This is a genomic window from Octadecabacter sp. R77987, from assembly GCF_042466115.1.
GTDB lineage: Bacteria > Pseudomonadota > Alphaproteobacteria > Rhodobacterales > Rhodobacteraceae > SW4.
This window is the reverse complement of record NZ_JAXHBQ010000001.1, coordinates 1,044,653-1,064,755: the sequence shown is the minus strand read 5'-3', so window position 1 is coordinate 1,064,755 and position 20,103 is coordinate 1,044,653. Positions and strand designations below refer to the sequence as shown.

23 protein-coding genes, 1 tRNA gene and 2 pseudogenes are annotated in these 20,103 nt (G+C 61.2%); 15 read left to right on the top strand and 11 right to left on the bottom strand.

The genetic code is table 11. From position 1 onward, the window contains the following. Window positions 1-8: 8 nt before the first annotated feature. From SJY21_RS05355 to SJY21_RS05330, 6 genes and pseudogenes are all read left to right on the top strand, one after another. Window positions 9-610 (top strand): annotated as a pseudogene (locus SJY21_RS05355) (riboflavin synthase). Between the two features lie 325 nt (window positions 611-935). Beyond that, window positions 936-2,066 carry a 3,4-dihydroxy-2-butanone-4-phosphate synthase gene (ribB, locus tag SJY21_RS05350; RefSeq protein WP_377507253.1) on the top strand — a complete coding sequence of 377 codons (1,131 nt, stop codon included), beginning with the start codon at window positions 936-938 and terminating at the stop codon, window positions 2,064-2,066. A 23-nt stretch (window positions 2,067-2,089) separates the two neighbouring features. Further along, window positions 2,090-2,596 carry a 6,7-dimethyl-8-ribityllumazine synthase gene (locus SJY21_RS05345; RefSeq protein WP_377513159.1) on the top strand — a complete coding sequence of 169 codons (507 nt, stop codon included), beginning with the start codon at window positions 2,090-2,092 and terminating at the stop codon, window positions 2,594-2,596. Next, window positions 2,593-3,059 (top strand): annotated as a pseudogene (nusB, locus tag SJY21_RS05340) (transcription antitermination factor NusB). The gene SJY21_RS05345 and the pseudogene nusB overlap by 4 nt, the downstream one beginning before the upstream one ends. A gap of 149 nt (window positions 3,060-3,208) precedes the next feature. Then, window positions 3,209-3,523 carry a hypothetical protein gene (locus SJY21_RS05335; protein WP_377507250.1) on the top strand — a complete coding sequence of 105 codons (315 nt, stop codon included), beginning with the start codon at window positions 3,209-3,211 and terminating at the stop codon, window positions 3,521-3,523. Between the two features lie 26 nt (window positions 3,524-3,549). Next, complete coding sequence (locus tag SJY21_RS05330) at window positions 3,550-4,092, top strand: HdeD family acid-resistance protein (protein WP_377507247.1); 543 nt, start codon at window positions 3,550-3,552, stop codon at window positions 4,090-4,092. A 346-nt stretch (window positions 4,093-4,438) separates the two neighbouring features. Here the strand turns inward: SJY21_RS05330 and SJY21_RS05325 are convergent, their stop codons facing one another. The 3 genes from SJY21_RS05325 to SJY21_RS05315 all read right to left on the bottom strand — a co-directional run bounded on the left by SJY21_RS05325 (window position 4,439) and on the right by SJY21_RS05315 (window position 5,432). Next, window positions 4,439-4,582, bottom strand: coding sequence for a hypothetical protein (locus SJY21_RS05325; RefSeq protein WP_377507244.1), 144 nt, complete (start codon window positions 4,580-4,582; stop codon window positions 4,439-4,441). Window positions 4,583-4,698: 116 nt separating this feature from the next. Next, entirely contained in the window at window positions 4,699-5,118 is a 420-nt protein-coding gene (locus SJY21_RS05320; protein ID WP_377507241.1) for an SRPBCC domain-containing protein, read from the bottom strand. Further along, window positions 5,115-5,432 carry an ArsR/SmtB family transcription factor gene (locus tag SJY21_RS05315; RefSeq protein WP_377507238.1) on the bottom strand — a complete coding sequence of 106 codons (318 nt, stop codon included), beginning with the start codon at window positions 5,430-5,432 and terminating at the stop codon, window positions 5,115-5,117. The genes SJY21_RS05320 and SJY21_RS05315 overlap by 4 nt, the downstream gene beginning before the upstream one ends. A gap of 114 nt (window positions 5,433-5,546) precedes the next feature. Between SJY21_RS05315 and SJY21_RS05310 the strand changes: the two genes are divergently transcribed. Continuing rightward, on the top strand, window positions 5,547-6,032 hold the full coding sequence (locus SJY21_RS05310) for an MmcB family DNA repair protein (protein WP_377507235.1): 486 nt from the start codon (window positions 5,547-5,549) through the stop codon (window positions 6,030-6,032). Here the strand turns inward: SJY21_RS05310 and SJY21_RS05305 are convergent. Further along, window positions 6,013-8,052: a hypothetical protein gene (locus SJY21_RS05305; RefSeq protein ID WP_377507232.1), complete on the bottom strand. Its 2,040-nt coding sequence runs from the start codon at window positions 8,050-8,052 to the stop codon at window positions 6,013-6,015. The genes SJY21_RS05310 and SJY21_RS05305 overlap by 20 nt on opposite strands. Window positions 8,053-8,126: 74 nt before the next feature. Further along, complete coding sequence (locus tag SJY21_RS05300; protein WP_377507229.1) at window positions 8,127-8,312, bottom strand: DUF6324 family protein; 186 nt, start codon at window positions 8,310-8,312, stop codon at window positions 8,127-8,129. 140 nt (window positions 8,313-8,452) lie between these two features. Between SJY21_RS05300 and SJY21_RS05295 the strand changes: the two genes are divergently transcribed. Together SJY21_RS05295 and SJY21_RS05290 are read left to right on the top strand one after the other, a co-directional pair. Then, window positions 8,453-8,529, top strand: a tRNA-His gene (locus SJY21_RS05295). Between the two features lie 52 nt (window positions 8,530-8,581). Continuing rightward, entirely contained in the window at window positions 8,582-9,601 is a 1,020-nt protein-coding gene (locus SJY21_RS05290; RefSeq protein WP_377507226.1) for an AbrB family transcriptional regulator, read from the top strand. Here the strand turns inward: SJY21_RS05290 and SJY21_RS05285 are convergent. From SJY21_RS05285 to SJY21_RS05265, 5 genes are read right to left on the bottom strand one after another with little or no spacing between them, the layout of a single operon-like run. After that, window positions 9,598-9,900: a DUF4387 family protein gene (locus SJY21_RS05285; RefSeq protein WP_377507223.1), complete on the bottom strand. Its 303-nt coding sequence runs from the start codon at window positions 9,898-9,900 to the stop codon at window positions 9,598-9,600. The two genes, SJY21_RS05290 and SJY21_RS05285, sit on opposite strands and share 4 nt — an antisense overlap. Continuing rightward, entirely contained in the window at window positions 9,893-11,239 is a 1,347-nt protein-coding gene (locus tag SJY21_RS05280; RefSeq protein WP_377507220.1) for an acyclic terpene utilization AtuA family protein, read from the bottom strand. Before SJY21_RS05280 ends, SJY21_RS05285 begins: the two co-directional genes overlap by 8 nt. Then, window positions 11,239-12,771, bottom strand: coding sequence for a tripartite tricarboxylate transporter permease (locus tag SJY21_RS05275; RefSeq protein WP_377507217.1), 1,533 nt, complete (start codon window positions 12,769-12,771; stop codon window positions 11,239-11,241). Before SJY21_RS05275 ends, SJY21_RS05280 begins: the two co-directional genes overlap by 1 nt. Next, a complete protein-coding gene (locus SJY21_RS05270) occupies window positions 12,771-13,214 on the bottom strand; it encodes a tripartite tricarboxylate transporter TctB family protein (protein ID WP_377507214.1) in 444 nt (147 codons plus the stop codon). The genes SJY21_RS05275 and SJY21_RS05270 overlap by 1 nt, the downstream gene beginning before the upstream one ends. A gap of 1 nt (window position 13,215) precedes the next feature. Further along, window positions 13,216-14,175 carry a Bug family tripartite tricarboxylate transporter substrate binding protein gene (locus SJY21_RS05265; protein ID WP_377507211.1) on the bottom strand — a complete coding sequence of 320 codons (960 nt, stop codon included), beginning with the start codon at window positions 14,173-14,175 and terminating at the stop codon, window positions 13,216-13,218. 126 nt (window positions 14,176-14,301) lie between these two features. Between SJY21_RS05265 and SJY21_RS05260 the strand changes: the two genes are divergently transcribed. From SJY21_RS05260 to SJY21_RS05250, 3 genes are read left to right on the top strand one after another with little or no spacing between them, the layout of a single operon-like run. After that, window positions 14,302-14,967, top strand: coding sequence for a response regulator transcription factor (locus SJY21_RS05260; RefSeq protein WP_377507208.1), 666 nt, complete (start codon window positions 14,302-14,304; stop codon window positions 14,965-14,967). Beyond that, window positions 14,964-16,343 carry a sensor histidine kinase gene (locus SJY21_RS05255; RefSeq protein ID WP_377507206.1) on the top strand — a complete coding sequence of 460 codons (1,380 nt, stop codon included), beginning with the start codon at window positions 14,964-14,966 and terminating at the stop codon, window positions 16,341-16,343. The genes SJY21_RS05260 and SJY21_RS05255 overlap by 4 nt, the downstream gene beginning before the upstream one ends. Continuing rightward, window positions 16,313-17,365: an ABC transporter substrate-binding protein gene (locus tag SJY21_RS05250; RefSeq protein WP_377507204.1), complete on the top strand. Its 1,053-nt coding sequence runs from the start codon at window positions 16,313-16,315 to the stop codon at window positions 17,363-17,365. Before SJY21_RS05255 ends, SJY21_RS05250 begins: the two co-directional genes overlap by 31 nt. Here the strand turns inward: SJY21_RS05250 and SJY21_RS05245 are convergent. Next, complete coding sequence (locus SJY21_RS05245) at window positions 17,349-17,648, bottom strand: DUF6476 family protein (protein ID WP_377507201.1); 300 nt, start codon at window positions 17,646-17,648, stop codon at window positions 17,349-17,351. The two genes, SJY21_RS05250 and SJY21_RS05245, sit on opposite strands and share 17 nt — an antisense overlap. Here SJY21_RS05245 and SJY21_RS05240 point away from each other — a divergent pair. The 3 genes from SJY21_RS05240 to SJY21_RS05230 all read left to right on the top strand — a co-directional run bounded on the left by SJY21_RS05240 (window position 17,647) and on the right by SJY21_RS05230 (window position 20,071). Beyond that, complete coding sequence (locus tag SJY21_RS05240) at window positions 17,647-18,684, top strand: RluA family pseudouridine synthase (RefSeq protein WP_377507198.1); 1,038 nt, start codon at window positions 17,647-17,649, stop codon at window positions 18,682-18,684. The genes SJY21_RS05245 and SJY21_RS05240 overlap by 2 nt on opposite strands. A gap of 159 nt (window positions 18,685-18,843) precedes the next feature. Then, entirely contained in the window at window positions 18,844-19,749 is a 906-nt protein-coding gene (gene rpoH, locus SJY21_RS05235) for an RNA polymerase sigma factor RpoH (RefSeq protein ID WP_377507195.1), read from the top strand. Between the two features lie 52 nt (window positions 19,750-19,801). Beyond that, window positions 19,802-20,071, top strand: a complete 270-nt coding sequence (locus SJY21_RS05230; protein WP_377507192.1) for a DksA/TraR family C4-type zinc finger protein — start codon at window positions 19,802-19,804, stop codon at window positions 20,069-20,071. The last annotated feature ends 32 nt before the right edge of the window (window positions 20,072-20,103 follow it).

Sequence of the window (20,103 nt, the reverse complement as noted above, 5' to 3'; positions counted from 1 at the left end):
GGGAAGATATGTTCACCGGCATCATCACCGACATTGGCGAAGTTCTTGAGGTGGAACAGCGTGGCGACCTGCGCGCGCGGATCGGCACAGCCTATGACATCGCGGGCATTGATATTGGTGCGTCGATTGCCTGTGACGGGGTGTGTCTGACGGTGATCGCGCTGGGCAAGACCCCGCAAAACTGGTTCGATGTGGAAATATCCGCCGAAACCGTCAGCAAGACCAACATCGGCCGCAACGGCTGGCCGGTGGGCAAGCGGATCAATCTGGAACGCGCTTTGAAGGTGGGTGACGAGTTGGGCGGGCATATCGCTCGGGCCATGTGGATGGCGTGGCCGAGGTGATCGGCCTGGCCGAGGAGGGCGACAGCACCCGCGTGACCCTGCGTGCACCCGGTGATCTGGCGCGGTTCATCGCGCCCAAGGGATCGGTGGCGCTGAATGGCACGTCCTTGACCGTGAACGAGGTGGATGGGGCGGATTTCGGCATCAATTTCATCCCGCATACGAAACAGGCAACCACATGGGGCGCGGTGGTGCTGGGCGATCATGTGAACCTCGAGATCGACACGATGGCGCGTTATGTCGCGCGGCTGCGCGAATGGGACTAGCGGGGCGGGTGGGTTGAAACCCACCTTACGGGGTGTCGCGCTTGTTGGCCTAGGCAAAGGGTGTTCGGCGGCTCGCGGGTTGGCGATCTGACAGCGCCGCTATGGCACTTTATGGTAGCCGCGTTCATCTTCCCTGACCGAAGTTCGCTTTGCTGGCATATCGCCGACCCATGGGCCGCCGATCGCCCGGCGCCTTCGGCTTGATTCCGGGCGTGAACCCGATTTCCACCTTCCGCGACGCCCCGTAAGGTGGGTCTTGACCCACGCCCCCTTTCCTTGGGCCGCGCAAACCGCTAGCAAGCGCGCAACTGCCAAGGATGATCCCATGACCCAAGCCTTTGAACAGCCCGGACCCGTCGAGGAAGACTGGCGTGATGCCATTTCCAGCGTCGAGGAAATCATTGACGATGCCCGCAACGGCCGGATGTTCATCCTTGTCGATCACGAGGATCGCGAGAACGAGGGCGATCTGGTGATCCCCGCGCAGATGGCCACGCCTGACGCGATTAATTTCATGGCCAAACACGGGCGCGGACTGATCTGCCTGTCCATGCCCGGCGCGCGGATTGATGCCTTGGGTTTGCCGCTCATGTCGACCTATAATTCCAGCCGCCACGAAACGGCCTTTACCGTCAGTATCGAGGCCCGCGAAGGCGTCAGCACCGGCATTTCCGCCCATGACCGTGCCCTGACCGTGGCCGTGGCGATTGACGGCACCAAAGGGGCTGCCGATATCGCCACGCCGGGCCATGTGTTCCCGCTGCGCGCCCGCGATGGTGGCGTGCTGGTGCGCGCTGGCCATACCGAAGCGGCTGTTGATGTGGCCCGTCTGGCCGGTCTGAACCCCAGCGGCGTGATCTGCGAAATCATGAACGAAGATGGCACCATGTCGCGCCTGCCCGAACTGGTGGCCTTTGCCCAGTTGCACAACCTGAAAATCGGCACGATCAGCGATCTGATCGCCTATCGCCGCCGCCACGACAACCTTGTGAAAGTGCGCGACGAGCAGGTGATCCAAAGCGAATTTGGCGGTGAGTGGACCCTGCGCATTTTCACGGATGAAACCCAAGGGGCCGAACATCTGGCGCTGATCAAGGGCGATATTTCCGGCGACGATCCGGTTTTGGTGCGGATGCATGCGATGGACCCGCTGCTGGATGTGGTGGGCACCGGTGGCAAGGGGCGCGCGCGCGAATTTGGCGATGCGATGACCCTGATCGCCGCCGAAGGGCGCGGCGTGCTGGTGCTGCTGCGTGATCTGCACATGAAACTGGCCGCCGCCGACGAAGTTTCGCCCCAGACCCTGCGCCAATACGGGCTGGGCGCGCAAATCCTGTCCTCGCTGGGTCTGTCGCAAATTACCTTGCTGACCAATTCGCCCAAACCCAAGGTTGTCGGGCTTGACGCCTACGGGCTGGAAATTGTCGGCACCCGCAAAATCTCGGAGATAAGCTAGTGGCTGGACCGTCCCATTACATCATGCCCCGCGCGGAATTTGATAAACCCGTCAAGGTTTTGATCGTCGCCTCGCCCTATTACAAGGACATCAGCGATAACCAGATCGCCGGTGCGGTCGCTGAATTAGATGCGGTGGGCGCGGGCCATGACATCGTGCATGTGCCCGGTGCACTGGAAATTCCCACGGCCATCGGCATCGCCGAACGCCTGAGCAATTTTGACGGTTATGTCGCGCTGGGCTGTGTCATTCGTGGTGAAACGACCCACTATGACACCGTTTGCAACGACAGCAGCCGCGCCTTGCAACTGCTTGGTTTGCAAGGGCTTTGTATCGGTAACGGCATCCTCACGGTGGAAAACTATGCACAGGCCGCCGTGCGCGCCGACCCCAAGGACCAGAACAAGGGGGGCGGCGCTGCGGCTGCGGCCTTGCACCTGATTGCGCTGACCCGTAAGTGGGGCAACTCTGGTCAAAGCGTCGGCTTTGCCAGCGATATTCTTTTGGCGGGTGGCAAGACGACAGCATGACGATTTCAGGCAACCAGAAACGCAAGATGCGTTCGGCCAGTCGGCTCTATGCGGTGCAGGCGCTGTTCCAGATGGAACAGTCGGGCCAGACCGTTGATGCGGTCATGCGCGAATTCGAGGACCACCGTTTTGGCGCCGTTTACGAGGGAGACGAGATGGCCGAGGGCGATGTGGACACCTTTCGCGCGATCATGCAGGACGCGGTCAACAATCAAGCCAAGATTGACCAGATGACCGACCGCGCGCTGGTCGCAAAATGGCCCATCGGGCGCATTGATCCGACCCTGCGCGCCCTGTTCCGCGCCGCCGGCGCCGAGATGATTGGCAAGGACACACCCCCCAAGGTTGCTATTGTCGAATACGTGGATGTGGCGCGTGCGTTTTTTCCCGAAAGCAAGGAGCCGCAATTCGTGAACGGCGTGCTTGATCACATGGCCCAGAGGCGAAACCCGACGCGTTCTAGGGCGGGAATTCCGGGGCCAAGCCGCAAGCGCCTGGCCAGCGGTTCCCACCATATTCGGCCAATTCTGGCCACCCCGCCGCGTCATCCCGCCACCCCCACTGGAATTGCACAGCGCACAGGACTACCCTTGACCCACAAGGAGTGCAGCCATGTCACAGCGCAACGGTCCAAATCTGATCCAGATGTATATCAAGCATTGCATCATAGGCTTTGTCGCTTCGGCGATCTTTGTCGGGATGCTGTTTGCCTTTGATGTGGGCGGGTTGTGGCGGCTTGTGTCGGGATCATCCATCGGCATTGTTGCGGCGCTGATGCTCTGGGTCTTTAACGGGATCGTTTTTGCCGGTGTGCAGTTCGGTATCGCCATCATGAACATGGGCGAGGACGATGATGACGACGACAAGGGCCACCATGGCCGCGTTGGCCTGCATGTGCCGGTGCCTGTGCGGGTTGATCGCCACTAAATTACTGAAAATACAGGAGATATGTCATGAGCGATCCAGATTTTCGCCACGATGAAGCTATTGCCCGCCACGCCAGACGGTTTCGCACGCTTGGCCTGATCCTGATGGTTCTGGGCGTGCTGGCGATCCTGTTTCCGCTGTTTGCCAGCATCGCGATCAAGGTGATGATCGGCTGGTTCCTGTTGCTGACGGGCGGGGCGGTGTTTTTCTATGCCTTCCAGACGCGCGACTGGTCGTCGGCGATTTTCAGCGGGTTGGTGGGGGTGTTGCACCTTGCCGCCGGTGTGTATCTGGCGTTTTTCCCGCTGACCGGATTGATCGGGCTGACCGTGTTATTGGCCATTGTTTTCCTGATTCAGGGCGGGTTTGAAACGGCGATCGGGCTGCGCACCCGGCCCATGCGCGGCTGGGGCTGGCTTGTGGCCAGTGGCATTGCGGCGGGCGTTGTTGGCCTGTTGTTGCTGATCGGTTTGCCCGGCACGGCCTCATGGGCCATCGGCCTGCTGGTCGGGATCAATTTCCTGACTTCGGGTGTGTCGTTCTGGGCGTTGTCGCGCGCAGTTCAATAACACCATGCCCGGAATCAAGCCACGTTCGATACCGTGAACGAAGATGAACGCGGCAGCTATAAAGTGCCAAACGGCAACGTCTTATCGCCAACCCACAGGCCGACGATCGCCCGTCTTGGATTGTAATTGGGTGCGGTTGGTGGCGGGAACCGCGGCATCCGTCAGGGTATGTATTCCCGAGGACCTGTATGTACAGGTGGTAGCCAGGTAACGAAGCCAGGGCCACGACAGCGCCAGCCACCTCGGATTTGCGTAAGGCCACTGGAATTATCCCAGGCGACGTGAAGCGCAGAAACCCGCCACTGCTTTAGGTAGGGTGCTTTGCGCGATCCGGCAAGGGGTGTCGTTAGCCCTGCGCGTCGTTGCGCAACAGCCAGCCGTTGGGGCCGACGATATCCTTAGGCAGGAACTGTGCGAGCTGTTCGAGCACGCCAACGGCAAGCAGGCTTAGGGTGACTTGAAAGAATGTAACGTCTTGAAACAGTGTCATGGCAGGTATCCCCTTTTGGTGTTGGGGGACTTGTGACGGGCAAGCGCGGCAGGAGTGTGACGCTGCAATGGCGTGACGCAGGGTCACTTGTCACGATTTCGACCAAGTTGTGTCGGTTAGTCGCCCGGTTGCAATTCGTTGCGCAAGCGCACAAAGTGACCATCCCAGCCACTATCAAGTGCGAGCGACAGGTAAAACATGTCCTCGGTTCCGGGAAGCCCTTGGTGGTTAAGCGACAAGCGCGTTCCACCTGCCACAGATTCAAGCGTCCATGTGACGGTGCTGATGGTGTCGGGCATGTGCGGGATCGTGAAGGTGTATTCCAGTAGGTCATGAGGTCGCGCATTTGTCACCGTGCCCCAAAGCAGTTTATCGCCGCTCTCGGTGCCGAACATTTCAAATGATTCACCTAGTGTCAGCGTGTTCTTGGGTTTGTGAAACCAAATGCCCAGTTTTTCAGGGTCAGTCAGATAGTCCCAGACAGTTGTCTTGTCGGCGCGCAGGAAGATCGTTTTGGTGAGGGAGTTCGTGGTCATTTCGATTCCTTTTCGATGGCAGTCTTAAGGGCTGCAAGGCGGTGATCCCAGAAGGCATCAAAGAACGAGAGCCAATCAAGGACGGGGGCCATGCCCTGTAGGTCAAGCGCGTTCAGTTTCTCGCGCCCCTTTGGACGCACCTGGATAAGGCCGCCATCGCTGAGCACGGTCAGGTGCTTTTTGACCGCGGCGCGGGTCATGTCGAAATTCTCGGCGACTTGCGCGATTGTCTTTTCACCGCCACGTAGCATCAACAGGATGTCGCGACGGGTCGGATCGGCGAGGGCGCGAAAGATAGGTTGGTTGTTGGTCATCGGCGTCTCATATGATACAAAAAGGTTTCACTTAAATATGATACCAAATAGTATTATGTCAAGCATCCTTTCTGCCTCTTGACCGATGTTCACCTATTGTTCATGTTTGCGTCTATGCAGCAGGATGTCACCACCGATACCCTTTTGGAGGCGATGCAGCCCGGACAGCGCCTTGCGCGCGGGGTGTGCCGGCACTTGCTGGGCCATAATTTCGTCAGCGTCGAGGAACTGGTGCCCGCACCCGGCCTGCGTGTCGATGTCATGGCGCTTGGCCCCAGGGGCGAGGTCTGGGTGATCGAGTGCAAGTCCAGCCGCGCGGATTACCAGTCCGACAGCAAATGGCAGGGTTATCTGGCGTGGTGCGACCGCTTTTTCTGGGCGGTCGACAGTGATTTTCCAACTGATCTTTTGCCCGACGACACAGGGCTGATCATCGCCGATGCCTATGACGCGGAAATCCTGCGGATGGGGCCGGAAAGCAAACTGGCACCGGCACGGCGCAAGGTGATGGTGCAGAAATTCGCGCGCACCACGGCGCTGCGGTTGCAAGCCCTGCGCGATCCGCGCCCCAGCATTGCCTTTAGCCTTGCGCAGCCATAGCGGGCGCTTTCAGCAGCCTGTCGCGATCCCGCGCCAGAAGGGCCGCGCCGCGAAAATGGCCCACATCGGACAGGGCGTTCATCACTTCGTCAAGTTGATCAAGGCCCGCATCGGTGTTCTCGTGTAGCAGCGCCAATGCGTCTTGGCCAAGGGCGGTCAGGCGGTCGACCGGGGCATCATCGACGCCGAAATCGGTTGCGGCATTGGCGAAACAACGGCGCGCATCGGTGATTTGCGCGGGTTCACCCATAAGCGGGCCAAGACAGCGGCGCGCGATCCCTTCCTGCAGGGTGGCGGTGGCGCGATAGAACTGCGCGTCATCCCCGCTCCAGCAATCGGCGGCGGCGATAATGTCGTTCAGCGCGTCCTGCATCAGCAGGGCATCGCCATCGAGCGCCGCCAAGGCGCGCCGTGTCATCCCCCGGTTCAGCACGGTCATCGCCCATTGGCCTTCGTGGACCTTGCGTTTGCGCAGTTGCAGCGATGTTTCGATTGCTGCGAGGGATTCCGCCAGAATGTCGCGGTTTTCTTCCCATTCGCCAAGGGTGCGCAGGGCGGTTGCGCGGTTCATCTGCGTCATTGCCCACGCAGGGGACCGGGTGTCGGCGCGCCGGATTTCCAGCGCGTGATCATATGCGGCAATCGCGCGGGTCAGCCGGTCATTGCCCGGTTCGCGGATCGCCAGCGCGTGCAACGAATTGGCAAGGTTCATCTGCGCCTTGGCCCAAAGTTCGGGTTGCGAGGTCTTGGGCCAGTTGCTGATTGCCTCCTCGAATGCGGCAACAGCCCCTAGCAGATGGCGCGGCCCCGCTTCGCGCTCGCCGCGGGTGTGCAAGATTATGCCAAGGTAATTCAATGCGGTGCCAGCCTGTGTGCGGTCAGAGGCGCGGGCCTGCATGGCCTGGGCCAAGGCGCCTGCCACGGCCAGATCAATCATCGCGCCGCCATCGCGCCCCTTTAGATACCATTCCATCCAGACCTTGCCGATGGTGTCGAAATCGGCGTGGCCACCGGCCTCGATATCGGCGATCTTGACTAGACGCGCGGCGGCCGACACGGCGTCACGTGCCAGCATATCCTGTGCAAGCCCCGCATTCAGCAGCCGGACCATGCGGGTCTTGTGCGCGGTTTCCTCGGCAGCCATGGCGGCGTTTAGCCCCAGCACCGCCTGATCATGCGCACCTTCGGCTGACAGGCGGGCGGCACCGGCGATGGCGTCATCTTCGTCGCTCGCACCCGCTTGCACGGAAATGGCGATTTCCACCGCCTTGGCCAGTTCACGAAACGCCTGCGCAGGGTTGTCGATGTCGGCGGCGATGCGTTTGGCAAGGCCGATGAGGGCCGTGTCACTGATCCCGCTTTCGCGCGCCTTGGCGGATTGTTCACTGGTGCGGATCTGGTCAAGCAACAGCGCCTCGACCCGATCAAAACGGGTGGCAAGGGTCGCCTCGACCCGGTCAAGCTGGTTCAGCAGGTCCGTCCAAAGGGCCGGCGCGATCTTGGCTGTGTATTCGGGGATCGTCACCAGATAGCTGTAGGCCTTGAACGTCAGGTTCCACAGGAACTTGCGTGCCAACGCGGCCTCGTGGTCGCGAGGATTGCGGTTGGCATAGACGGCGGGCAAGGCGGCTTCGGCCTTTTCCAGCAACAGGTCGGCCATGCGTTCGCCGTCCAGCCGCTGTGCGACCACCTCGGCGGGGCGCAGTTTGATCAGGGGCAGGACCGCATCAAAGCTGGTCAGCGCGCTTTCGCGCATGTCATCGGTGGCGTGGCTGGCGCGGGGTGCCCATGCCTGCCAGTCTTTTTCGATTTGCTTGCGGAATTGCGCCAGCACGTGTTCGGCGCTTTTGCGTTTTTCGTCGGACAGATGGGCGATCAGGTTGCCCGCCCCCAGCGAGGTTTGCACCGTGCCGGGCGGGGGAACAACGCCAGTGCCTGCCGAAACCGCAAAAATCGACGCCCCCATCAGGATCGTCGAGAAATTGCCCAAGGCTTCGCCTGTTTTGAATAGTCGAAACATCCCGTCCCCCGCCATTCAAGGTGGCAGGGCCAAGGGGGGGCTGGCAAGGGGTAACTTCCCCTCACGTCAGCCTTTTACTTGATCAAACGCGCAGCTTTGGCGGCGGTGATGATTTCTTCGGCGATTTCGACGGCTTCGTCGGGGTCAAAGTCCATGGGGATTTCGATGCCGTTGCCTTCGACGAAAATGCGCACCATGCCGTGATCGGTCGGGCCGATTTGCAGGTTGGCTTCGATGTCGCGTTCGGTGTCGATGCCCATGGTGGCCTCCGGTCTGGTGTGGGGATGGCTTAGCGCGGGGCGGACAGGATTGGCAAGAGGCGCGCTGCGCAGACGGCTGCACAATTGGCGCAACTGGTGGCTTGCAATCGCGGGGCTGGGGCGCTAAATCCCCCACGTGTGCCGCCTTAGCTCAGTTGGTTAGAGCACTGGTTTGTGGAACCAGGGGTCCCCCGTTCAAGCCGGGGAGGCGGTACCATCCCCACTTTGCTGGATCGGCGTTCGTCTGGCGCAATTCGCCGGAGCGGGTCATGCCCCCCTTACTGACCACATTGCTGATTTCGGGTCTTGGTGTGGGCACCTTCAAAGTGCTTCATCTGCCGCTGCCGTGGCTGCTTGGGCCGATGCTGGGGTGTCTGATCGCGGCGCTGATCGGGGTTCCGTTGCGCGGTGCGCCCCGTGCCAGCACGATCATGCGCACGATCCTGGGTGTTGCCGTGGGCGCGACGATCACACCGGCGCTGTTTGGCCAGTTGGGCACGATGATCTGGACGCTGGCGCTGATGCCGGTGCTGGTGATCTGCATCGGCGCTGTGGGCTATCCGTTCTTTCGCCGCATGTTCGGGTTTGATCATGCCACTGCGTTCTATTCGGCGATGCCCGGCGGATTGCAGGATATGCTGCTGTTTGGCGAGGAAGCGGGCGGCGATGTGCGCGCGCTGTCCCTGATCCACGCCACCCGCGTGTTGATCGTGGTGACGCTGCTGCCATTTGTTTTTGCCTATTGGTTCGGGGCGGATTTGAACGCGCCGGTGGGCGCGCCGTTCACATCTGTGCCGCCTTTGGAGTTGGCGATCATGATCGCCGCCGGATTGGTCGGCTGGCAGGGTGCCAAGGCCATCGGGATGTTTGGTGCATCGATTCTGGGTCCGTTGTTCCTGACGGCGGCACTGTCGCTGTCGGGCATCATCCACTTTCGCCCACCCGCCGAGGCGATACAGGCGGCGCAGTTTTTCATCGGCTTTACGGTGGGCGTGAAATACGCCGGTATCAGCTGGCGCGAATTACGCGTCGATGTGACAGCGGGGGTCGGATATACGCTGATCATTCTGGTGATTTCGACAGTGTTTGCGGCTGCTGTGATCCAGATGGGATGGCTGCCCGTGACCGAAGCCTTGCTGGCCTTTTCTCCCGGCGGGCAGGCGGAAATGGCGATTGTCGCGCTGGTCGCAGGGGCGGATGCGGCGGTTGTCGTGGCGCATCACCTGATCAGGATCGTGTTCGTGATCTTGGGCGCGCCATTCCTTAGCAAACTGGCGCGGCGCAGTTAATTCACGTCCAGTTCCGCGACCAAAGCTGCCCAGCTTGCCCCGTGCATATCACGGTCGGCCACAGTCCCTTGGATCGCAGGGCGTGGCAGGCTGAATTTCACCACGTTCAGATCAGGAATATCAAAGCGTTTGATCTGGTCGGGCGTGGTTTGGAACAGTTGCGCGATGCGGTCGGTTGAGACACCATCGCGCACCCGCGCAAAGGCGTCCGGCGATCCGCAGAAGATATCCACGGTCAGCCAGAACGGCCCCGCGTTCTTGCTGCGCACCTTTTCGACGATCTGGCCCAGTTCAGACATCGCGCACCTCTAGCGTGAACGCCTCCATCGGATCGCGCAGCGTCAGCACGTGGTTGAGACAGAATTCGTAGGCCGCCCCGCGGTCAATCTCGGCGGGGGAAAACGGGAAAGCAAATGTCGGCTGTTCCTCGGCCTGCGTCAGGGGATGGTGCAGCAGGTAGGGGTTCAGCAGTTTGGCAATGTCGTTGGCGGTGGCCTGATCGGGGGCGGTGACAATGGCCATCACGCCTGCTTCGGTCAGGTCGGCGGGCCGGTTTTCCAGCGCGCCAAGGGTGGCGTCCTGCCCGATGATGCGCAGGTCCAGCCGATAGTCGATCTCGCCCAAACGATCCGTCACTTTGGCGGCATGTTTCACCGCAATATCATCGCACCACGCCTTCGCGTTCGCCACATAGCGGCGGTCGCGCAACAGGGCCATGATCACGGTTTGATAGCCGGTGATCCGCGCGCCTTCCAACTTGACCGTGTAGCGATCGGAAGGCACCCAGACGGAGCCTTCAACGCGCACGCGGGTATCGTCCAATGCGGTGTATTTCGCGCCTGTCACGTCCAGATGCCCGCCCGGTTCAAACAGGATGAACGGGTCGGAGTTTTCGTAAAGCATATGCGCGCTGACCGTGTGGGGCGTGGCATGCGCGCCATCGGCCATCGGGGTAACGACAAATGCGGTGTCGTCGAAATCGACCAGAATCACGCCCGACTGCGGGTTGGTGGCACAAAGCGCGCCGCATTCGCCAACCTTGGCCCCGTGCCACGCGGCCCCTGTGTGGCAGCCGCGCAAGATCGGCAGGGCGGCGATGATGGCGGTGTCGGTGGTGCGCCCCGCGATGACGATATCCGCGCCCGTGTCCAGCGCAGCCGCGATCTGTTCGGCCCCCGCAAGGGCCACGATGTGGGTGCAATCGTCGATCACGCCCGCGTCGATGGCGGGCGCGTGGGGCAGCGGCGTGATGTCGCCCGCTGCCAGTGCGGACTTGATGCGCGCGGCGGGTTGGCCCGATTTCAGGACGGCGATTTTGGCGGATTGGCCCAGTTCGGCCAGAATTTCCACGGTGATGTCATAAAGCCAATCCACGGCGCTATCGGCCCCGCAGGTGCCAGCCGTGCCGATCACCAGTGGCACACCCGCCACGGCGCGCGCTTCGATCAGCCCGCGCCATTCGGCCTTGGTCGCGGCGCGGGCGTATTTTGACACGCCCCGCCCCAGATAGGATGGGCCGCTGTCCGTTGATCCGCCGTCGATTGCGATCAGGTCGGGTTTGGCCGCGACAGCACGATCAAGCGCCGCCTTGTCATAGCCCAACCCAAGGGCACCGGAAGGCACCAGAATGCGCACCATCAGTCGGTCACCGCTTGGGGCTTCTTGATGAACTTGCGCAGGAAGATCGGCGCGAAAAAGCCCAAGACTGCGGCAATCAACAGGCCAAGTGCAATCAGCGACAGGTCGGTCGGGTCGCTGGGTCTGGTATAGATCAGCCCCCATGCGCTGCCGTCCGACAGGACCATTGCATCGCGAAGTTGTTTTTCCATCTGATGCCCCAACAGGATGCCCAAAATGACAGGCACAGTTGGTATATCCAGTTTGCGCAGTAGATAGCCCAGCACACCAAAGGCAACGACCAGCAACAGGTCAAAATAGCTGCCTGTCAGGGAATAGATGCCGACAAAGCTGATCATCGTCACACCAGGCAACAGAATTGCGGGAGGCACCTGCAAGACGTGCACAAAGATTTTGACCATCGGCACGTTCATGAACAGCAGCACAAAGTTTGCGATCAAAAGCGAGGCAATCAACCCCCAGACCACATCGGGACGTTCTGTAAACAGCGTCGGCCCCGGCGTGATGTTGAGCGTGACAAGCACGGCCAGCAGCACAGCAGTCGTGCCCGACCCCGGTACACCCAGCGTCAGCATCGGCACCAGCGCGCCACCGGCGGCGGCGTTATTGCCAGCCTCGGGGGCGGCGACACCCTTGGGCACACCTGTGCCGAAACCGCCTTTTTCACCCGAAATGGATTTCTCCATCATATAGGTCATGAAACTGCCCAGACTGGCCCCTGCACCGGGCAGAACGCCTGCGAAAAATCCCACAAAGCTTGAGCGCAGCATGGTCCAGCGGGTCGCCCAGATATCACCCCATGGCACGCGGACCTTGCCCACCAGCACCCCCACAGCCGAGGATTTCCCGTGGCTTTCGATGAAAAAGAAAATCTCGGACACGGCGAACAGCCCGACGATGGCGACCAGAAAGTCGATGCCGTCATAAAGGTGCAGGTTGCCGCCCGTCAGGCGCGGCAGGCCCGAGTTCGGATCAAGGCCGATCATCGCGATCATCAGGCCGATACAGGAGGCCAGCGCCGCCTTGGCCTGATTGTTGCTGGAAATGCCGCCCAGCGTGGCAAAGGCCAGCAGATAAAGCGCAAAGTATTCACCGGGGCCGAATTCATAGGCCACACGGCTAAGAAGCGGGGCCAGCAGCATCAACCCGATTGTGGCCAGCAAGGCACCGACAAAACTGGCCACACCGGAAATCACCAGCGCATCGCTGGCACGCCCGTTCTTGGCCATCGGATAGCCGTCAAGGGTGGTCATCAGGGCCGGTTCATCGCCGGGAATGTTCAGCAGGATCGAACTGATCCGCCCGCCATACATCGCGCCGTAGTAGATCGCCGTGAGCAGGACGAGGGCAGGCACCGCGCCAAGGCCCAGCGAAAAGGTGATCGGGATCATGATCGCCACACCGTTGCTGGGGCCAAGCCCCGGAAGCGCGCCGACAATGGTGCCGATAAAGCACCCCAGCACCGCTAGCATCAACGTGTAGGGCGACAGTGCGATGGAAAAGCCAAGCGCGAGGTTGTCGACGAGTTCCATCAGAACCACCCCTTTGGAAAGGCCACAAGGCCCAGATCAAGAATGAATTTGAACAGCACGAACAACCCGACCGACAGGCCCAGCCCCGTGAGGGCAGCCAAGACGGGCTTGGGGTTGATCTGATAGCTTAGCGCGCCAGCGACAATGGCTGTCGGGATCAGGAAACCCAGCGGTTTGAGCGCATAGGCATAGACCACCAGCAATCCGATCGAGATGAAGATCGACACGACCGTCCACATCGCGGGCCAGCCCGGTTCTTCGTCGGGGCGCAGGATCATCACCACGCAGCAGATGATGGCGATGGATGCCACACCGATCGGAAAGGCCTTGGAGCCAATCGGATCGGCAAGAAAGCTGACCTGAATTTGCAGGGCGCTCGCGATATACGCGAGCGCCACACAAATCATGGCCAGACCAAAAATGCGGTCTGACAGGCGTGCCATCTTACTGGATCACACCGATTTCGCGGGACAGTTCCTCGGTCGAGGCCACGACACCGTCAATCCACGACTGGAAGTCACCACCAACTTTGGTGAACGGTGCCAGACCGTTGTCGATCATGGCCTGCTGCCATTCGTCACTTGCAGCAACAGCGGCCAGACGATCGGCCCAGACCTGGAACTGCTCGTCCGAGATGTCCTTTGGCACGTAAAGGCCACGCCAGTTCACGGCGACCACGTCATAGCCCTGTTCCATCGCGGTGGGGATGTCCTCGAAGCCGGGCACGCGCTCTTCGGTCAGAACGGCCAGCACACGCACTTCGCCCGCTTCGATAAAGCCGACGATTTCAGACATGTCGCCTGTCATCGCCTGGGTAAAGCCACCGACAGTCTGGGTGATCGCGTCTGCGCCACCGTCCACACCGATGTATTTGATCTGCGTGATGTCTTCGAGGCCGGCGGCCTTGAGGATTTGCAGCGGCTTGAGGTGGTCAAACCCGCCAACGGCAGAGCCGCCGGCAAAAGCAACCGAACCCGGATCGGCCAGTGCGGCTTCGACCAGATCGTTCAGCGTCTGGAATTCGCTGTCAGCGGCAACGACGATCACGCCCGGATCGGCACCGATTGCCCCGACGAAACGCACCTGATCGGCGGTCGCACCGCCATAGGCGTTTTGTGCAAGACGGGTCGTGGTCGCCGATGAGGCCGCGATGATCAGATCAGCGTCCGAGCTGCGTTCCGTCACAACATGGCTGAAGGCCAGACCACCGCCTGCGCCCGCCATGTTCGTGACTTGCACGGGGCTGTCGACTTCGCCGATATCAAACAGGATCTTGCCGATCTGGCGGCAGGTGAAATCCCAGCCGCCGCCGGGGTTGGCAGGCGCGATGCACTCGGCCGCCATGGCGGATGTGCCAAGGGTCATGATGGCGCCGGTGAACAGCGCCTTGAAAGTGGTTTTCATGGTGTGTCTCCTCCCAGAGATCGTTGCGGGGCCGTTCCGATTGCGACGGCCCCTTGCAGACGGTCAGGTTTTCGCTTCAACCTGACACGAACCTGTCACGGGCGGAAAATAGGCAAAGGGGGGGCGATGCGTTTTTTGTTGGTCGAAGACAATGCCGACCTCGCGCAGTCGGTCCAGCAACGTCTGAGTATGGATGGCCACGGGGTTGATTGGGCGGCGACCCTGGAAAGCGCCGAAGATCATCTGGGATCGGCGAGTTATGATCTGATCTTGCTGGACATCATGCTGCCGGACGGTGACGGGCGTGATTTTCTGGCCGCGCACAGGCGCGCCAAACGCGACACGCCGGTGATCATCATGACGGCGCGGTCATCGGTGTCCGACAGGGTTGCATTGCTTGATAGCGGCGCGGATGATTATGTGACAAAACCCTTTGATTTCGCCGAGTTAGAGGCGCGTGTTCGCGCAGTTTTGCGCCGCCGTTCGGGCGTGGCACAGACCATGCGCAGCTATGGCGATCTGGTGTTTGATCCGCTGAGCGCGACCGTAACAGTGAACGGGACAGCGCGCGATTTGCGCAACCGCGAATTGCGCCTGTTCGAGGTCTTGCTGTCCGCGCCCGACCGCATCTTTTCCAAGGCGCAGCTTTATGACCGGCTGTTTTCTTACGCCGAATCTGTCAGCGACAATGCCATCGAAGTGTATGTCGGTCGCCTGCGCCGCAAACTTGAGGGGAGTGCGGCGCGGATCGAAACGGTGCGTGGTGTCGGCTACCGGCTGACCCAGACATGAGTCGCGCGCGCCGTCCCGCCCCATCAATTCGCCAGCGACTTGTGGTGCAACTGGTGGTGGTTGCGGCGCTGTTGTCGGGGCTTTTGTATCTGTCGGTGCGCACCGTGGCCGACGCCGCTGTCGAAACCACGCAAGACAGCATCCTGGGCGCGGCGACCACGACCATCGCCGAGGAAATTCGCGGCGGCGAGGACGGGATCGAGGTCGATATTCCTTACACGGCATTTTCCATGCTGGGCGCGATTGGTCAGGACCGCGTGTTTTACCGTGTCATGGTCGGGGACGAGACGATAACCGGCTATGATGACCTGCCACCGCCCGACGGGGCCGCGGCCACCCTTGAGCCGCGCTATTACACACGCAGCTTTCGGGACGTCGAGTTGCGGATCGCCGCTGTGTCGCGCACGGTGCTGGTGGACGGGCGCGCTGTGGAAACGGTGATATTGGTTGGCCAGACGCGGCAGGGGCAGGCGGCGATCGTCGCGACCATGGCAAACCGTGCGGCGGCGCTGGGGCTGGGGTTCTTTGTCGTGGCGACCTTGCTGTCCATTGTTACGGCAGGCACGGTGTTGCGTCCGGTCAACCGGCTGGCCGAGGCCGTAGGGCGGCGCGGCCCGCAGGACCTGCGCCCGATCCACCGCGATGTGCCGCGCGAACTGGCGCCGTTTGTCACCGCCCTGAACGGCTTTATCACCCGTCTGGGCGGGGCCTTGTCGCGCACTGAAACCTTTATCGCTGAAGCCGCGCATCATATCCGCACGCCCCTTGCGACAGTGCGCGCGCAGGCGGAAATCGCCCTGCGCCAGACCGATGATGACGCGACCCGCGCCGCGCTGCGCAGCGTTGTGCGCGCCGTCGATGGATCGGCGCGATCCGCCGGCCAGCTGCTGGATCACGCGACTGTTGTTTATCGCACGGACCAGCGCACTGATGAACGCCTTGATCTGGGCGCGCTGACCCGCGATATCGCCCGCACCTTTGAACCCACCGCCGACCTGCGCGAAATCGCGATTGCGCTGGATGTGCCGGACACGCCCGTTTCTGTCACAGGGGATCGGTTGTTGCTGGAAAGTGCGCTGCGCAACCTGATTGATAATGCGATCAAATACGGCGCGCCCGACACGCAAGTGGAAATTTCACTGACGACCGCAGACGGGGCGGCGCGCATCTGTGTCCTGGACCGTGGGCGCGGGCTGTCGGGCGCGAAGGCGTTGACGGGGCGGTTTCAGCGCGGCGAAAATGTGGGTGATATCGTCGGGTCCGGCCTTGGGCTGACCATCGTCCAAGAGGTCGCCCATGCCCAAGGCGGCACCTTTGATATTGTGAACCGCGAAGGGGGTGGCGCATGCGCAATCTTGCAATTCCCGCTGTCCTGAGCGTTGTTCTGTTCTGTTGGGCAGCGCTGGTCAGTGCCTTTGACATCGAGGAGGACACGCTGTTTCCCGGTGATGGCACTGGCGGCGAACTGCGGATCCTGTCCACCACCGACACGGTCATTTTCGCACCGCTTTTGCACGCCTTTCAGGTGACGCGCCCCGATGTGTCGATCCGCTATACCGTGGCCAGCAGCCGCGAAGTTTACCGCGCCCTTTACGAGGAAGACGCGGGTTATGATCTGGCGATTTCTTCGGCGATGGATTTGCAGATGAAGCTGGCAAACGACGGATTTGCACAAAGCTGGCGCGGGGCGGGGGCGCTGGATTGGCCGGTCTGGGCCATGTGGCAGGATCGGCTGTTTGCCTTTACGCAGGAACCGGTCGTGTTGATTGTCTCGCGCGCGGGGTTGGGCGATTTGCCCATGCCGCGCACCCGTCAGGACATGATCAACCTGATGCGCGATCACGCGGATGTCTTTCAAGGCCGCATTGGCACCTATGATCCGACCCAATCGGGGGCGGGCTATCTGTTTGCCACGCAGGATGCACGCCAGTCCGATACCTTCTGGCGGCTGGCCGAAGTCATGGGCGGGATGCACCCGCGCCTTTATGCGGCATCGGGTGACATGATCGCGGATTTGCAGGCAGGCGAATTGGTCATGGCCTATAACGTGCTGGGCAGCTACGCCGAGGCGCGGCTGGATGCGGACGCGGACGCGACGATTGTGGCTTTGGAGGATTTCACGCTGACATTGCTGCGCACGGCGTTGATCCCGCAGCAGGCCCCGTCGCCAGAACTGGGCGGCGCGTTCCTGGGGTTCATGTTGTCAGTGGACGGACAGCGCATCATCGCCAGCGAAACCGGATTGCCAGCAATTGACGAGGCTGCATTGGCGGCAGGGCCGCACTTGCGCCCGATCCGTCTGGGGCCGGGCTTGCTGGTATTTGTCGATCCGTTGAAACGCCAGCGCTTCCTGGATGAATGGCGCGCGGCGGTGCAGCAACCTAGCGATCAACCGTGATCGTCTGGCGCAGGGCACCCGTGCCCTGATCAAAGATCAGGATGGTGTCGGCGTCCGTGACCACGGCGAACCAGTCGCTGCCTTGGGTGAAAGCGGTGGCATTTACACCGGCGGGCAATGTGACGCGGTCGGGCAGGGCGACCGGATCGCCACCAAAGCGCATGACAAACAGCCCGATCAGCACTATGAAGCCCAAAATCATCACGCCGGTCAGCACAAAGACCATGCCGCGCAGCAGTTTCAGGCTGGCAGGCAGTTGCGTTTCTTCAGGAGCATGTTCCATGGGTGCGTCCCGCCAGATTGTCGGTTTCCAGATCGCGGCTGACCCGCCTGCACGCCTTGATAAGGCGCTTTCGCGGGATGTGCCAGACGCGGCATCGCTGTCGCGCTCGCGTCTTGCGCGGATGATCCCGGCAGGCGAGGTCACGGTGAACGGCGTGGTTGTGACGGACCCACGCGCCAAGGTGGCCGAGGGCGATGCGATTGAAGTGACCGTCGAAGTGGCTGCTGATAGCCATATCAGCGCCGAGGACATCCCGCTGGAGGTGGTGTTCGAGGACGCCGACCTGATCGTCATCAACAAACCGGCGGGCATGGTCGTGCATCCGGCCCCCGGATCGCCCGGTGGCACGCTGGTCAACGCGCTGTTGCATCATTGCGGCGACAGCCTGTCGGGCGTGGGCGGCGAAAAACGCCCCGGTATCGTGCACCGGATCGACAAGGATACCAGCGGGCTGTTGGTCGTTGCCAAGTCCGACAAGGCCCATCACGGGCTGGCCGCGCAGTTTGAAAAGCACACCGTCGTGCGCCACTATCACGCCCTGTGTTACGGCGCGCCTGATGCCAATGATCCACGTCTGCGCGGCGTGCGGGGGACCAATTTCGAGGCGGGCAATATCCTGAAAATCTCAACGCAACTGGCCCGTCATAAACATGATCGCCAGCGTCAGGCCGTCGTCTGGAACAGCGGGCGGCACGCGGTCACACGCTCGCGGATATTAGAAACCTTCGGTGTGACGCCTGTGGCGGCGCTCATTGAATGCTGGCTGGAAACCGGCCGCACCCACCAAATTCGCGTGCACATGGCCCATGTGGGCCATGCGCTGATCGGTGATCCGACCTATGGTGGCAAGCGCAAGCTGTCCAACAAGGCCGTGCGCGAAGATGCAGTGCAGGCGGTGCGCGAATTCCCGCGTCAGGCACTTCATGCGGCCAGTCTGGGGTTTGTGCATCCGGTGAGCGGTGAAAACCTGCATTTTACTGCGCCTTTGCCTGCTGATATGGTCGGCTTGCATGACATTCTGCGCAAACCGGTCTGAAACACGCAATCGCATGTGCGTGAGCGCGCAGAAACATTCCTCGCAATCCGACGGAGCGATGTTCATATCTCGTTTAACAAATTGCGGCACACGGTCTTGAAACGGATCGTTAGCGCCACCAAATAGATGTTAAGCCCGTAAACATTGGGAGGGACAAGAATGAGTAATGTAAGCAGCTATGCCAACCTGCCGGCCCCGTCGCCAGAGCAAGGTTTGAACCGCTATATGCAGGATATCCGCAAGTTTCCGATGCTTGAGCCGGAAGAAGAATACATGCTGGCAAAGCGCTGGGTGGATCACGAAGACACTGAAGCGGCGCACAAGATGGTCACATCGCACCTGCGTCTGGCGGCCAAGATTGCCATGGGCTATCGCGGCTATGGCCTGCCGCAAGCCGAGGTGATTTCCGAAGCCAACGTGGGCCTGATGCAGGCCGTGAAGCGTTTCGACCCTGAAAAGGGGTTCCGTCTGGCGACCTATGCCATGTGGTGGATCCGTGCGAGCATTCAGGAATATGTCCTGCGCTCGTGGTCGATGGTCAAACTTGGCACGACATCCGCGCAGAAAAAGCTGTTTTTCAACCTGCGCAAGGCGAAAAACCGCATTGGAGCATTGGAAGAAGGCGATCTGCGCCCTGAAAACGTCGAACGGATTGCCCATGATCTGGGCGTGACCGAGGATGAAGTGATTTCGATGAACCGCCGTTTGTCGGGCGGGGATGCCTCGCTCAACGCTACTGTCGGGTCCGAAGGCGAAGGCACAATGCAATGGCAGGACTGGCTTGAGGATGAAAGCGCTGATCAGGCGGGCGACTACGAGGAACGCGACGAGCTGGAATCGCGCCGCGAACTGCTGGCCGAGGCGATGGATGTGCTGAACGAACGCGAAAAGGATATCCTTGTGCAGCGCCGTTTGCAGGACAAGGCGGTAACGCTTGAAGACCTGTCGGGCCAATATGATGTCAGCCGCGAACGCATTCGCCAGATCGAAGTGCGCGCCTTTGAAAAGCTGCAAAAACGGATGCGCGAGCTGGCCCGCGAAAAGGGCATGCTGGAAAACGCTTGATTTGAACGCCCCCCGCCCGGAAACTGGCGGGGGTTTTCACATGGGGGGTCAGATGGCAGGCGGATGGGCGCGCGATGGCGCAGTCAGCGAACAGATCGAAGCCTCGATCGGCGACGAGTTGGCCCGCCTCAAGGCGCGCCGCCAGCCCGTCGGCGAAAGCCTGACCCATTGCGCGGAATGCGACGAACCAATCCCCGAAAAACGCCGCACGGCCTTGCCCGGTGTAAAGTTGTGCGTTGACTGCCAGCAGGAACGCGATGGTGCCCACAAGGCGCGCGGCGGGATCAACCGGCGCGGGTCAAAAGACAGCCAGTTGAAGTAACGCCACCTTGCCAATCGTGGCGCGCCCTGCAA

What these genes read in the sequence shown, in the direction of transcription:
- ribB (WP_377507253.1), top strand. Translation starts at nt 936, where the DNA reads ATGACCCAAGCCTTTGAACAGCCCGGACCCGTCGAGGAAGACTGGCGT.
- SJY21_RS05345 (WP_377513159.1), top strand. Translation starts at nt 2,090, where the DNA reads ATGCCCCGCGCGGAATTTGATAAACCCGTCAAGGTTTTGATCGTCGCC.
- SJY21_RS05335 (WP_377507250.1), top strand. Translation starts at nt 3,209, where the DNA reads ATGTCACAGCGCAACGGTCCAAATCTGATCCAGATGTATATCAAGCAT.
- SJY21_RS05330 (WP_377507247.1), top strand. Translation starts at nt 3,550, where the DNA reads ATGAGCGATCCAGATTTTCGCCACGATGAAGCTATTGCCCGCCACGCC.
- SJY21_RS05325 (WP_377507244.1), bottom strand. Translation starts at nt 4,582, where the DNA reads ATGACACTGTTTCAAGACGTTACATTCTTTCAAGTCACCCTAAGCCTG.
- SJY21_RS05320 (WP_377507241.1), bottom strand. Translation starts at nt 5,118, where the DNA reads ATGACCACGAACTCCCTCACCAAAACGATCTTCCTGCGCGCCGACAAG.
- SJY21_RS05315 (WP_377507238.1), bottom strand. Translation starts at nt 5,432, where the DNA reads ATGACCAACAACCAACCTATCTTTCGCGCCCTCGCCGATCCGACCCGT.
- SJY21_RS05310 (WP_377507235.1), top strand. Translation starts at nt 5,547, where the DNA reads ATGCAGCAGGATGTCACCACCGATACCCTTTTGGAGGCGATGCAGCCC.
- SJY21_RS05305 (WP_377507232.1), bottom strand. Translation starts at nt 8,052, where the DNA reads ATGTTTCGACTATTCAAAACAGGCGAAGCCTTGGGCAATTTCTCGACG.
- SJY21_RS05300 (WP_377507229.1), bottom strand. Translation starts at nt 8,312, where the DNA reads ATGGGCATCGACACCGAACGCGACATCGAAGCCAACCTGCAAATCGGC.
- SJY21_RS05290 (WP_377507226.1), top strand. Translation starts at nt 8,582, where the DNA reads ATGCCCCCCTTACTGACCACATTGCTGATTTCGGGTCTTGGTGTGGGC.
- SJY21_RS05285 (WP_377507223.1), bottom strand. Translation starts at nt 9,900, where the DNA reads ATGTCTGAACTGGGCCAGATCGTCGAAAAGGTGCGCAGCAAGAACGCG.
- SJY21_RS05280 (WP_377507220.1), bottom strand. Translation starts at nt 11,239, where the DNA reads ATGGTGCGCATTCTGGTGCCTTCCGGTGCCCTTGGGTTGGGCTATGAC.
- SJY21_RS05275 (WP_377507217.1), bottom strand. Translation starts at nt 12,771, where the DNA reads ATGGAACTCGTCGACAACCTCGCGCTTGGCTTTTCCATCGCACTGTCG.
- SJY21_RS05270 (WP_377507214.1), bottom strand. Translation starts at nt 13,214, where the DNA reads ATGGCACGCCTGTCAGACCGCATTTTTGGTCTGGCCATGATTTGTGTG.
- SJY21_RS05265 (WP_377507211.1), bottom strand. Translation starts at nt 14,175, where the DNA reads ATGAAAACCACTTTCAAGGCGCTGTTCACCGGCGCCATCATGACCCTT.
- SJY21_RS05260 (WP_377507208.1), top strand. Translation starts at nt 14,302, where the DNA reads ATGCGTTTTTTGTTGGTCGAAGACAATGCCGACCTCGCGCAGTCGGTC.
- SJY21_RS05255 (WP_377507206.1), top strand. Translation starts at nt 14,964, where the DNA reads ATGAGTCGCGCGCGCCGTCCCGCCCCATCAATTCGCCAGCGACTTGTG.
- SJY21_RS05250 (WP_377507204.1), top strand. Translation starts at nt 16,313, where the DNA reads ATGCGCAATCTTGCAATTCCCGCTGTCCTGAGCGTTGTTCTGTTCTGT.
- SJY21_RS05240 (WP_377507198.1), top strand. Translation starts at nt 17,647, where the DNA reads ATGGGTGCGTCCCGCCAGATTGTCGGTTTCCAGATCGCGGCTGACCCG.
- SJY21_RS05245 (WP_377507201.1), bottom strand. Translation starts at nt 17,648, where the DNA reads ATGGAACATGCTCCTGAAGAAACGCAACTGCCTGCCAGCCTGAAACTG.
- rpoH (WP_377507195.1), top strand. Translation starts at nt 18,844, where the DNA reads ATGAGTAATGTAAGCAGCTATGCCAACCTGCCGGCCCCGTCGCCAGAG.
- SJY21_RS05230 (WP_377507192.1), top strand. Translation starts at nt 19,802, where the DNA reads ATGGCAGGCGGATGGGCGCGCGATGGCGCAGTCAGCGAACAGATCGAA.